The organism is Flagellimonas algicola (assembly GCF_005937185.1).
In the GTDB taxonomy this organism is placed as follows: Bacteria; Bacteroidota; Bacteroidia; order Flavobacteriales; family Flavobacteriaceae; genus Flagellimonas; species Flagellimonas algicola.
In genome coordinates this window covers 18,025-29,859 of the sequence record NZ_VCNI01000005.1, presented here as the reverse complement: position 1 = coordinate 29,859, position 11,835 = coordinate 18,025, and the positions used below count along the sequence as shown (strand labels likewise).

Genomic DNA, 11,835 nt, shown 5'->3' with positions numbered 1-11,835 from the left:
CATGGAACTTTTTGAAACCAAATTAATCCTGGATTTACCCGACGCCAATATTGTCTACCACCCTTCATTTCTAAGTCATGAAAGGGCCAATCAATATTATCAAACGCTTGGCGAAACCATCCCCTGGCAACAGGACCAAATCACTGTTTTTGGCAAAACCCATCCGCAACCAAGACTAACGGCCTTGTATGCCGATAATGACAAAACCTATTCCTATTCCGGAATTACGATGAAGCCCCACGGCTTTACACCGGTATTGCACCAAATTAAAAAGGAGGTGGAACAATTGACACAGAACACCTTTACCTCCTGCCTACTCAATTTTTATAGGGATGGAAAAGATAGCAACGGTTGGCATTCCGATGACGAAAAGGAACTGGGGACAAACCCGTTGATTGCATCAGTTAGTTTGGGAGCCGAACGTTTTTTTCATTTAAGAAACAAGGCAGACAAACGAATAAAGTCCAAGATTTTATTGCAGCATGGGAGCTTATTGATCATGAAAGGGGCAACACAACATTATTGGCAGCATCAGCTCCCAAAGACCTCGAAAAAAATTGGAGGTAGAATCAATCTAACCTTTAGGGTAATTCAATAGGGATTATTCAAAAAGTTCGTTGAGTACTTTGGCCAAACGCAAGCCTCCTCTTTGCAGTTGCTGGAAGAGTACTTTGTTGTATTTATACCCATACTGATAGCCAAGTTTGTCACCTGTTTTGGCAGAATCGTAAATATTCGCACATATTTCATGGGATTCCTGCACCCAGTCGTATATGGTCCCCTCCTGAACTTTTTTGCGCTCCTTACCTGTTAAATGATCCAATTCCGTGGCTAATTCCGTGTAGGTCATTCCATAAGATTCAATCAGGTTCTTATCCCATACCCTATGCAAATTGCTTCCTTCCCCAAACCACTGCACTTGAATGGAATTACCACCTTTGTCCTCCGCCCTACTGGCATGCATGGGTTGGTGCAGATCACCAATCAAATGCACCAGCATTTTCAGATAAAACACCCTATCTTCCCTTTTGTTGTTTTTGTTTTTGACTATTCGTGTACACTCTTCAATAGCCGTAATCAAATCGCCATGCTCACTTTTATCAGAATCCTCATAGCGCAGATCCAAAGGGTAATTGACAAAATGCCAAGCAAAGAATTTGGAATAACTCCGATCTGCTTTTATTTCATCTGCAAAGGTGGAGACATAGGCCAAGCTATGCCCATCCAACAAGTCTTTTAATGCCCTTTTCGCCTTTCCGGTCAAATGATTTTGGGCTATATGTCCCGTAACGCGATGTCCGGTTTTGCCCCAAAAAGTATTGCTGAAAAGTAAAGTGGGGACAAGCAAAAAAAGAAAAGTGAGGTTTCTCATGATTGATGATTTTTTCAAATGTAAAAACTACAAATTAAACTTTGTAACCCCTCATCGATTAATTCAAAAGGGCCATTCCTCAATTGAAACCAAACGATTGTATTTTTTAGGATTTTTTTAACGACGGTTGCCCTTAAATTTGTCAATCTAACTCAAACACCCTTATGTTGAAACTTCGCTTGGTACTGGCTTTGGCCATATCGCCTTTGCTCCTAACCGCCCAATCCAACGAGAAGAGTTTTACCGTAAAATACATTACCCAACCCATAACAGTGGATGGAGTCCTGGACGAATCCGTTTGGGAAACTGCAGAAAGTGCGCATGGTTTTCAACAGTACTTTCCAACGGATTCTATTTTGGCTGAGCAAAAGACGGAAATCAAAATGCTTTTTGATGATACCACGTTGTATATTGGGATTCGACAGGAAGCCGAAGGAAGAGATTACATTACTCCTTCTTTACGAAGGGACTACAGGGCAGGAAACAGCGATAATATAACCTTGTTGTTTGATACGTTCAATGACGGGACCAATGCTTTTCTGTTTGGGATTAACCCTTTGGGCGTACGTAGAGAAGCCCTAATTTCTGGCGGGGGCAACGACCTTAGAGGGTTTACCACTTCGTGGGATGTAAAATGGCGTGGTGAATCTAAAATTCACGATAATTATTACATTTCCGAGATGGCCATTCCACTAACTTCATTTAAGTTTAGGGAAGGTGAGACCAAATGGCGATTCAACAGCTATCGTTTTGATTTACAAAGCAATGAACGTAGCAATTGGACCAAAATACCCCAAAACCAATGGGTCTTCAATTTGGCCTTTATGGGCGATATGCATTTTGAAAAACCATTGGGCAAATCCAGAACACCGTTGGCTTTAATTCCTTATATCAATGGGATTTCAGGTAGGGATTTTGAAAACGATATTTCCGAAAACAACGTAAAAATTGGAGGGGATGCCAAAGTAGCCATTGGCAACGGAATGAATTTGGATATTACCCTAAATCCGGATTTTTCGCAGGTAGAAGTAGATAATTTTATCACCAACCTTACCCGTTTTGAGGTGTCGCTTCCGGAAAGACGACAGTTTTTTATTGACAACAGTGACCTCTTTTCCAGTTTTGGGGGAGGTAGGGATGCCAATCCATTTTTCTCCAGACGAATTGGAATTGCCAAAGATGCCGATGATAATACCATAGAGAACAAAATTATTGGCGGAGTGCGTTTAAGTGGTAAACTCAACAATAATCTTAGACTTGGGTTTCTTAATATTCAGACTGAGGAAGATGAAGCCAATGAAATAGCCTCTAACAACAATATGATGTTGGCCTTGCAGCAAAAGGTTTTTTCAAGATCAAATGTGAGCATGTTCTTTATTAACAGGCAGTCTTTTGACTCTCCGGAATTTCTGGATGAAAGTGAGGAATACAACCGCGTAGTGGGCTTGGACTATAATTTGGCCAGCGCCGACAATACATGGAACGGTAAATTTTATGGCCATAAATCATTTCAACCCAATGACAGTGAGGGAAATTATTCCTTTGGAGGATTTGCAAACTATAACGCAAAGAATTACGGAGGGTTTTTGGATATCGTCTATATTGATGAGGAGTTCGAGTCTGATTTAGGATTTATTCCCAGAAAGGATATTTTTAAAGTTGCTTCTAGCCTAAACCGAAACTTTTGGCCTCAAAATGGAGCGCTCAACAGCCATTCCATCAGCCTTTTCTCTGTATATACTTGGAGGCCTCAATTAGACTATCAAAATACAGATTACTTCTATAACCTAAGCTGGGAAGCCATGTTTAACAACCTTTCGGAGTTCAGTGCCGAGCTGGAACACCGTTTTATCTATCTAACGGAAGAATTTGATCCCACAGGAAAGGATGGCGCCATACCCCTACCTGAAAATAATGGGTATTATTTTACCTCAGCGGAACTGGAATATCAATCAGATAGAAGAAAAACACTTTCCTTTAGTGTAGAACCATCCTATGGAGAATTTTTCAATGGGAAACGATTTTCGTTGGAAGGTGATATGATGCTTCGCTTCCAACCCAAAGTGAATTTGTCCATGATGTTCAATTATGACCATATAGACCTTCCTGCTCCCTATGCAAGAGCAGATATTTGGCTTTTAGCCCCAAGGGTGGACATCACTTTTAGCAAATCCATTTTTTGGTCAACTTTGGTGCAGTATAGCAACCAGAGGGACAATCTTGGTTTCAACTCCAGACTGCAATGGCGTTTTGCGCCCCTTTCTGATTTGTTTTTGGTCTACAATGACAACTATTTTGTAAATACCTTTATGCCCAGAAATAGGTCCATTAACCTAAAGCTTACCTATTGGCTCAATATTTAGCATGAATTTTAAGATACTTTGTTCGGATTTGGACGGCACCCTCCTGTCCAGCAAGAATGACGTTTCCGATTTTACGGTTTCGGAAATCAATCGGATAAAGAACCGTATGCGGGTGGTATTGGTTTCTGCGCGAATGCCCAAGGCCATGAGGTATCTCCAGGATAGGATGGGTATTGGAGGCAATCCCTTGGTTTGCTATAACGGTGCCTTGGTTTTGCAAAATGCGGATGAATTATGCAACATCATGATTTCGATTGATCTAACTAAAGAACTCCATACTATTTGTGATCGGCATGGAATAAAGTTAGGGCTGTATCAAAATGACGAATGGTGTGTGGAGGCGACTTCAGAACGTGTGGAAAAAGAAATTTTCAATACCAAGGCTCAACCCATATTTGAATCCACAATTAAAACACTGCAACGATGGGAACAAAACAACATCGGTCCGCACAAAATCATGCTCATGGGTACAAAGTGCATGATGGATGTAATAACCCCGGTTTTGGAATCCCATTTTTCCGATACCATGAATTGCTATCGATCCAATGACACCTTGATAGAAATTGCACCTAAAGCAGTTTCCAAATTGGGCGCCATTCAATCTTTATTGCATTCGGATGAAACCCTCGAAGATGTAATCGCCTTCGGTGATAATTTCAATGATGTTGAGATGTTGCAAAAGGTAGGCTGTGGGGTTGCGGTTGCCAATGGCAGGGACGAAGCAAAAGCAGTGGCCAATTGGGTCACTTTGAGCAATAAAGAACATGGGGTAGCCCAATTTATCAAGGACCATCTTTGATTTTCCTATATTTGGGAGTCACAAGATTTATAGTATGAACCAACTACCCTTTACCGAAGATACCATCATCTTTGGGCTTCTCTGTTTGTGTCTCGGTTTTGTTTTTTATACCTCATCCATTAAGACAGGCTTTTGGAAAAAATTCTATGGCATTGTGCCAACAGTACTTATGTGCTATTTGTTGCCTGCTATCTTGGCCAGTACGGGCATCGTGGATGAAAAATCCTCCAATACCTACTATATGGCTAGCCGGTACTTATTGCCTGCAGCCTTGATCCTTATGACCTTGAGTATAGATCTAAAGGCTATTGCCAACTTGGGGTCCAAAGCATTGATTATGTTTTTGACCGGCTCTGCGGGAATCATCATTGGAGGGCCCGTTGCCATATTGATTGTGTCTATATTTTCTCCGGAAACGGTAGGCGGCAATGGATTTGACGCCGTCTGGCGTGGTTTGGCCACCATTGCAGGGAGCTGGATAGGCGGTGGGGCCAATCAAGCGGCCATGTTGGAAGTTTTCCAGTTTAACCAGGAGAAATATGGAGGAATGGTGCTAGTGGACATTGTAGTAGCCAATCTTTGGATGGCCATACTGTTATTGGGTATCGGTAAAACCAAAAAAATAGATAATTGGTTGAAAGCGGACACCTCATCCATTGAAGAACTGAAAGAAAAAGTCAGTACACATACAGCCAAAATAGCCCGTGTGACTTCACTACATGATTTAATGATGATGTTACTGTATGCTTTTGCCGGGGTTGGAATTGCCCATTTGGTGGGACATTATTTTGCGGAGTTTTTGGAAGCCAATTTTGAAGTCATTCGTAACAAAGAAAAAATTCTGTCATCCCTAGGTTCCAAATTTCTATGGATGGTGGTATTTGCCACGACTATTGGGATAGGACTCTCCTTTACCAAAGCCAAAAACTACGAAGGAGCCGGTGCCAGTAAAATTGGTGGCATGTTCATTTACATTTTGGTAGCTACCATTGGAATGAAAATGGATTTGGGCCGGGTCATGGAAAATCCTGGACTCATTGCCATTGGTCTGGTTTGGATTGCCATCCATGCAGGTTTGTTAATCTTGGTAGCCAAATTGATCAAGGCACCTTATTTCTTTTTGGCAGTGGGCAGTCAAGCCAATGTGGGCGGAGCTGCTTCGGCACCAGTTGTGGCGGCAGAGTTTCACCCCTCTTTGACCTCAGTAGGGATTTTGCTGGCCGTTTTTGGATATGTGGTGGGAACTGCGGGTGCCTATTTATGTGCTTTGCTCATGGAAGTTGCTTCCAAGGTTTAATTATTCCATAAGTTTATGCATATTTGCCACGCAAAAAAGTTATTCATGAAACGGATTTTATCAGTTTTGACCCTCCTTGTGCTTTTGATTTCCTGCGCAAGCAAAACCGAAAATACAATGACGGTCTCGGGGAACATCAAAGGGCTTAAAAAGGGAACCTTATACTTGCAACATTTTAAGGACTCTAATTTAGTTGTTTTGGATTCCGTGGAGATTCAGGGTGATGGAAACTTTGTCTTCGCCCATGAACTGGAAGAACCCGATGTGTTCTATCTCTATCTGAATAAACAAGACAATAACGAACTCAACGATCGTATTACCTTTTTTGGTGAATCCGGAAACATAACCATCAACACCAATTGGAACACTTTTGATCTAAACCCTGAAATTTCTGGTTCCAACAGCAATAAAAAACTGGAGGAATTCAACTCCATGATGTCCCAATTCGGAATTCGAGAACTGGAATTGTTTCAGTTGGTTGCCCAACCAGAGTTTCAAGAAGATTCGCTGAAACAGGATTCCATTCAAAGACTTATCGATAGAAACGTACTTGGCACCTACAGATATGCTCTAAATTTTGGGTTGATCAATGGGGATTCCTATGTTACCCCCTATCTTATGACAACGGTAGCAGATGTGGTAAATCCTATATATTTGGATTCCGTTTACAAGGTATTGGAGCCCAATGTAGCTTCCTCCAAATACGGGAAAATATTAAGGGCGCAATTGGATGGCCAATAGTATCTAATTGGAGAGTTTGTTGAACTCTTGAACCAAGGCAGTCGCCTTTTCCTCCAACAGATTTCGGATATTTTTAAAATGGGCTTTATGGTTATCCACATCCTTCTGATGGATTTTAGCCATAAGCTCATCAAAAACGTTAATGGCTTTGTCAATGATCACGGTTCCCTCTTCTGAATCTTTTTTGTCAGAACCAGCTTCCCACAGGTAAACCGCCTCAATAATGTCTCCCAAGACAAAATTGACATCTTTCTTTAAATCGCGAATACTTGCCATATTAGTGTTTTTTCAAATGTACTATTAAATGGTAACTTCTAAAAGTTTGACTCCTTCAGTTGCTATGTTTATTTTGTTGCTGGTAGCGGGAACCAATACCGTTTCACCTTTCTTAATGTGTGCGCTGCCACTTTCATTGGTTATTTGTGCATCCCCTCCCACACACATGTAGATGGTAAAGGAATCCCTATTTGTTACATCCTGCTCCAGGGAATTGGTGAGTTTCAAAAAATTGGTTTTGAAATACGGGCAATCCACCATTTCATTTACCCTATTCTGTTCATTGGAATAATTCACTTTGAAATCATCCTTCTTGGCATAGTCCATGGCATCCAAAGCCAATTCGGTGTGCAGCTCCCGGAGATTTCCATTTTTATCCCTACGGTTAAAGTCAAAAACCCTGTAGGTAACATCTGAAGTCTGCTGGATTTCTGCCAGTAAAACCCCTGCTCCGATTGCATGGATTTTGCCCGTATTGATAAAAAAGGTGTCTCCTTCAGATACTTCCTCATAGTTCATTAAACTTTCCAAGGTTCCCTCCTCCAAACTTTTTACATACTCTTCCTTTTCCACATCCCTGTTAAAACCCACAATCAGTTTGGCACCTGGATCTGCATCCATCACATACCACATTTCGGTTTTTCCAAAGGAGTTATGCCTTTTTTTTGCCAATTCATCATTGGGGTGCAACTGAATGGACAAGTCCTGCTTGGCGTCAATAAACTTGATCAAAATGGGAAAATCCAATCCAAAACGCTCAACCACGCTTTTCCCCAACAAGGCCTCTCCATTACTTTGAATGAGTTCTTGCAGTGAAGTGCCCCTCATATCCCCATTTTCAACCATGGAAATATCGCCGTCGACTCCGGAAAGCTCCCAACTTTCACCGGTGATATCACTCTCTATGGATTTGTTCAGTACATCTTTTAGCTTGGTGCCGCCCCAAAGTCGTTCTTTAAGAATGGGGGTGAATTTTAGAGGGTAATTGTTCATTTTATCCTGCGTATGTTACAAAATTTCGAGGGGTCTCATATAGTACCACCTCAAGTTCTTTGTCCTTATGTATGTGCGGTCTAATTTTATTCCAGATTACGATAGCAATATTTTCTGCGGTAGGATTCAAATCCTTGAATTCCGGAACATCCAAGTTCAAATTTTTGTGATCTAAAGCCTCTTCCACATGCTCCTTGATCAATTCTTTCAAAATCTTTAAATCCATAACAAACCCGGTCTCAGGATCAATTTCCCCTGTAACGCTTACAATGAGATCATAGTTGTGCCCATGGTATCTGGGATTGTTACATTTTCCAAAGATAGCATCGTTCTTTTCATCGCTCCAATCCGCTCTAAACAATCGATGTGCAGCGTTGAAACTTGCCTTTCTACTTGCCTTAACTTTCATGAGCAGATTTGTTATCGGTTAAATAATCATAAAAACGCTCAAAAATAATCTTGAACCAAGCCGTATACGTATCCGGATTTTGGGCAATGTCCTGTTGGATCTCCGAAGGCTGCATCCATTTCCAACCTTCAACCTCCTCGGGATTTATTTGAGGTGAATCATTGTAGTGGCCCATCATCACATGATCTAGTTCATGCTCAGTTAACCCATTGTCAAATGGAGCTTTGTAAATAAAGGAAAACAGCTCACGAAGCTCTGTGGAAAATCCCATTTCCTCCATCAACCGTCGTTTACCAGCTTGAATGTTGGTCTCGCCATCACGTTGATGACTGCAACAGGTGTTGGTCCATAAAAGCGGGGAATGGTATTTGTCCTTGGCCCGTTGTTGCAACATGGTTTCCCCTTTGTTATTCATGATAAAAACGGAAAAAGCTCTGTGAAGCACTGCTTTTTCATGGGCTTCCATCTTGGGCATCAAACCAATGGGTTCATCCTTGGTGTTGACCAATATTACCTTTTCCTCTTCCATAGGGTAAAAATATGACCTTTGTCAGGATTTAAACCCTAAGAGTTTCTAAAAAATGTTGATTTTGTTGATTTGTCTAGAAGAATCTGGGTGATTTTAGGTTCCCCAAATTCTTGATAAAATCGTATCTGAAGATTACTTCGAAAGATCCATCATTAAATGTGGCAGCGCCCAAATCCGTAATTTCCCGATCATAGGCCAGTCCCAAAAAGATTTCATCGGATAGCCGGAAGCCTACAAGTCCGCTAAAAGCGGCATCCCAACGATACGCAATTCCTCCAACAAATTTCTCGTTGAGCATGAAATTGGCAGAAAGATCTACTTGCAAAGGAGCCCCTTGGACCATTTTTCCCAAAACTGTTGGTTTGAACTTTAAGAATGGGTTAATATCCCAAACATATCCGGTGATCATATACCAATTGATACGTTCTTTGGCAGTGGATACCGAGGCTTGATCAAAATGCGTTGTTTCCAGCAATCTGGGTACAGAAGCACCGGCATAAAATCGATCCGTATGATAATACACACCAGCTCCAATATTTGGCGAAAACTTGTTACGGATGTCCTGCTGGGCCTGTAATTGTGGGTCAATCTCAAATTCATCCAATTCCGAATATCTAATGTCCAACATATGGGCGCTGGCCTTCAGACCAAAGCTTAGTTTTCCATCAAAAGAAGTTTGAATGGTATAAGAGAAATCCACATCAAAATAAGTTTCCGAGGTAGGTCCAATTTTGTCATTTACCACAGAAATACCAAGGCCAACACCTCTATATCCCAAAGGCGTATGCACGTTGAGCGTTTGGGTTTCTGGGGCACCATCCAATCCCAACCATTGGTTCCTGTATAGGGCGGCTATGCTTAAATGCCCCCGAGAACCCGCATAACCAGGATTAACACTCACGGTATTATACATGTATTGGGTATACTGGGCATCCTGCTGTGCATGAATTGAAGGAGCCAAGCACAATACTATCAAAAACCGCAACCATTTTATTTTTTTCCTAATATCCTTTATCACAGCTTCAAATTCGTTTATCGGTTAATGTATAGGTAGCCTGATAGCTGGTTCATTCTTCCAGTTGGGTCTTGGTAGTCTATGATATAGAAATACGTACCTACTGGGAGTTTGTTATCCTTGTTAACGGTTACCCTTCCTTCCGAAGTGCCATCAAAGACATTTCCGGTGGTGTTGTATGACTTGGTTGCGTAGACCTGCACACCCCATCTGTTATAAATCTTTACTGTGTTGTTTGGATAATCTTCTAAATTATTTATGGTGAATACATCATGAATTCCGTCTCCATTTGGCGTTATCACATTGATCACATCAATGACATCAACTTGGGTTGGCCCCAAATCTGGATCTAAATAGTTCGGTATTCCATCCGAATCAGAATCGTCATTGGCATAGTTCCCATCCAAATCCAAATCTTCATCAATGGTCTCAATACCGTCATCGTCATCATCTGAATCGCGGTAGTCCAGTTGCCCATCAGAATCTGTGTCCATTAAATCCGTGGAAGGATCATCAATTTCATCGTTTACATCAATATCTATGGATGTTGAACCTTCAAATGCATCATCAAGTCCATCGTTGTCTTTGTCTGAGCCTGTTATGGTAACATCGGCAATTCCATCTTGATCTCGGTCATTTCCTTCAATTAGGTCCGGTACATTGTCATCATCACTATCCTCATCCACATAATCAGGAATGCCATCTCCTTCGGTATCAACCGGAATCAATCCCACATTTCCACCATTTTCGTAAGCATCATCCAAGCCATTGTCATTGGCATCGGTCAAACTAGGTGGAATATATCCGAATGTAGTCTGAGCCTCCACATTATCTGGAATACCATCATTATCGCTATCTATATCCAGATAATCTGGAATACCATCCGCGTCTGTGTCGGTTGGATCCGTAGTGGGATCGTTATCATTGTCCGTATTCAAGTCTTCAAAAGCATCAACAATACCGTCATCATCAGCATCTAAATCGATGGTTGGAACATTTACCATAATGGTGATGGTGGCAGTACTGCAATTAGCTGCGCCATCACAAATGGTATAATCCAAGGAATCAGTTCCCAAATACCCTGGATTTGGGGTATACGTTATGAAATCATCCGAAGGATTGGTCGGTGTTCCATTATCATTTAAAACGATGGAACCATTTGTAGGGCTTGTGGTTGTAATACTTCCGGTGATTGGTAGATCATTGTCATTGGCCAACATATCAATGTCAACAGCAACATCTTGATCTGTAGCTACGGAATCATCCAAAGCATCCACAATTGGGAGCACATCAACAGTGACTGTTGCAGTACTACATGCCCCAAACAAATTGCATAAGGTATAATCAAAAGTGTCGGTTCCGTTGAAATCTGGATCCGGTATGTACGTCACTATATCGTCCGTTGGGTCGTTGGCCGTACCATTATCGTTAATCGTCACACTTCCGTTAGCAGGATCTGTTGTTGTAAGAATGCCGTCGGTTGGTAAGTCTGTATCATTGGCGAAAATATCCACTACCACACTGTTATCCTCATCCACAGAAACAAAATCGTCCACCAAATTACCCGCTTGACTCATACAAACTACTGTGAATCGAGGGAGTTCGCTGGAATTCCCAGCTTTGCTTATGGTGGCAACGTAACGTTCCACGGTTTGGGTACTTGTGACTGTAGGTTGGGTCTGATCTCCTGGCAGCGGAGGATTCCAACTTACTGTGGCTCCAGAGGGAATGCTTGCGGCAATATTCAGAGTTACCTGATTATCAGGAGCAGCACAATCCGTTAAAATAAAGTATCCTGTGGCATTTGATCCGCACAGCGTTCCGTCATAGGTGGCAAAATACACGCCAGGTTGGGTAGCTTCATAAAAAAAGTCAGTACCAAGTACTGTTCCCAAATCGGAGGCTTCATACCATTGATAGTTGGTTTCATCACCGCTGTTGGGAGCTTGCAACAGAAATTGTGCTTGCAAAAACTGACTTCCGAACAATAAGGTCAGCGCTACAAATAATAAAGACTTATGTGGGGTATTCGATTTCAAAA

Annotated in this window: 12 protein-coding genes; 5 read left to right on the top strand and 7 right to left on the bottom strand. The window is 41.7% G+C overall.

Features of this window, described 5'->3' with window-relative positions:
- Position 1: 1 nt before the first annotated feature.
- Complete coding sequence (locus tag FGG15_RS18665; RefSeq protein ID WP_138839198.1) at positions 2-598, top strand: alpha-ketoglutarate-dependent dioxygenase AlkB family protein; 597 nt, start codon at positions 2-4, stop codon at positions 596-598.
- A 3-nt stretch (positions 599-601) separates the two neighbouring features.
- Here FGG15_RS18665 and FGG15_RS18660 read toward each other — a convergent pair whose 3' ends face one another.
- The gene (locus tag FGG15_RS18660; RefSeq protein ID WP_138839196.1) at positions 602-1,372 is read right to left on the bottom strand and encodes a S1/P1 nuclease; all 771 of its coding nucleotides are present in this window, start codon (positions 1,370-1,372) and stop codon (positions 602-604) included.
- Between the two features lie 164 nt (positions 1,373-1,536).
- Between FGG15_RS18660 and FGG15_RS18655 the strand changes: the two genes are divergently transcribed.
- From FGG15_RS18655 to FGG15_RS18640, 4 genes are read left to right on the top strand one after another with little or no spacing between them, the layout of a single operon-like run.
- Positions 1,537-3,735, top strand: a complete 2,199-nt coding sequence (locus FGG15_RS18655) for a DUF5916 domain-containing protein (protein WP_138839194.1) — start codon at positions 1,537-1,539, stop codon at positions 3,733-3,735.
- Between the two features lies 1 nt (position 3,736).
- The gene (locus tag FGG15_RS18650; RefSeq protein WP_138839192.1) at positions 3,737-4,534 is read left to right on the top strand and encodes a Cof-type HAD-IIB family hydrolase; all 798 of its coding nucleotides are present in this window, start codon (positions 3,737-3,739) and stop codon (positions 4,532-4,534) included.
- A 34-nt stretch (positions 4,535-4,568) separates the two neighbouring features.
- The gene (locus FGG15_RS18645; RefSeq protein ID WP_138839190.1) at positions 4,569-5,831 is read left to right on the top strand and encodes a DUF819 family protein; all 1,263 of its coding nucleotides are present in this window, start codon (positions 4,569-4,571) and stop codon (positions 5,829-5,831) included.
- A 45-nt stretch (positions 5,832-5,876) separates the two neighbouring features.
- A complete protein-coding gene (locus FGG15_RS18640) occupies positions 5,877-6,572 on the top strand; it encodes a DUF4369 domain-containing protein (RefSeq protein ID WP_138839188.1) in 696 nt (231 codons plus the stop codon).
- Positions 6,573-6,575: 3 nt separating this feature from the next.
- Here FGG15_RS18640 and FGG15_RS18635 read toward each other — a convergent pair whose 3' ends face one another.
- The 6 genes from FGG15_RS18635 to FGG15_RS18610 all read right to left on the bottom strand — a co-directional run bounded on the left by FGG15_RS18635 (position 6,576) and on the right by FGG15_RS18610 (position 11,833).
- Entirely contained in the window at positions 6,576-6,848 is a 273-nt protein-coding gene (locus FGG15_RS18635; protein WP_138839186.1) for a hypothetical protein, read from the bottom strand.
- Positions 6,849-6,872: 24 nt separating this feature from the next.
- Positions 6,873-7,841, bottom strand: coding sequence for a type I phosphomannose isomerase catalytic subunit (locus FGG15_RS18630; protein ID WP_138839184.1), 969 nt, complete (start codon positions 7,839-7,841; stop codon positions 6,873-6,875).
- Position 7,842: 1 nt separating this feature from the next.
- Entirely contained in the window at positions 7,843-8,250 is a 408-nt protein-coding gene (locus tag FGG15_RS18625) for a 6-pyruvoyl trahydropterin synthase family protein (RefSeq protein WP_138839182.1), read from the bottom strand.
- On the bottom strand, positions 8,240-8,779 hold the full coding sequence (gene idi / locus FGG15_RS18620) for an isopentenyl-diphosphate Delta-isomerase (RefSeq protein ID WP_138839180.1): 540 nt from the start codon (positions 8,777-8,779) through the stop codon (positions 8,240-8,242). The genes FGG15_RS18625 and idi overlap by 11 nt, the downstream gene beginning before the upstream one ends.
- 73 nt (positions 8,780-8,852) lie before the next feature.
- Positions 8,853-9,785, bottom strand: a complete 933-nt coding sequence (locus tag FGG15_RS18615; protein ID WP_138839344.1) for a PorP/SprF family type IX secretion system membrane protein — start codon at positions 9,783-9,785, stop codon at positions 8,853-8,855.
- 26 nt (positions 9,786-9,811) lie between these two features.
- Positions 9,812-11,833 (bottom strand): T9SS type B sorting domain-containing protein, encoded by a 2,022-nt coding sequence (locus FGG15_RS18610; protein WP_138839178.1) that lies wholly within the window; start codon positions 11,831-11,833, stop codon positions 9,812-9,814.
- Between the last annotated feature and the right edge of the window lie 2 nt (positions 11,834-11,835).

Coding starts and splice junctions, on each gene's coding strand:
- FGG15_RS18665 (WP_138839198.1), top strand. CDS start 2: ATGGAACTTTTTGAAACCAAATTAATCCTGGATTTACCCGACGCCAAT.
- FGG15_RS18660 (WP_138839196.1), bottom strand. CDS start 1,372: ATGAGAAACCTCACTTTTCTTTTTTTGCTTGTCCCCACTTTACTTTTC.
- FGG15_RS18655 (WP_138839194.1), top strand. CDS start 1,537: ATGTTGAAACTTCGCTTGGTACTGGCTTTGGCCATATCGCCTTTGCTC.
- FGG15_RS18650 (WP_138839192.1), top strand. CDS start 3,737: ATGAATTTTAAGATACTTTGTTCGGATTTGGACGGCACCCTCCTGTCC.
- FGG15_RS18645 (WP_138839190.1), top strand. CDS start 4,569: ATGAACCAACTACCCTTTACCGAAGATACCATCATCTTTGGGCTTCTC.
- FGG15_RS18640 (WP_138839188.1), top strand. CDS start 5,877: ATGAAACGGATTTTATCAGTTTTGACCCTCCTTGTGCTTTTGATTTCC.
- FGG15_RS18635 (WP_138839186.1), bottom strand. CDS start 6,848: ATGGCAAGTATTCGCGATTTAAAGAAAGATGTCAATTTTGTCTTGGGA.
- FGG15_RS18630 (WP_138839184.1), bottom strand. CDS start 7,841: ATGAACAATTACCCTCTAAAATTCACCCCCATTCTTAAAGAACGACTT.
- FGG15_RS18625 (WP_138839182.1), bottom strand. CDS start 8,250: ATGAAAGTTAAGGCAAGTAGAAAGGCAAGTTTCAACGCTGCACATCGA.
- idi (WP_138839180.1), bottom strand. CDS start 8,779: ATGGAAGAGGAAAAGGTAATATTGGTCAACACCAAGGATGAACCCATT.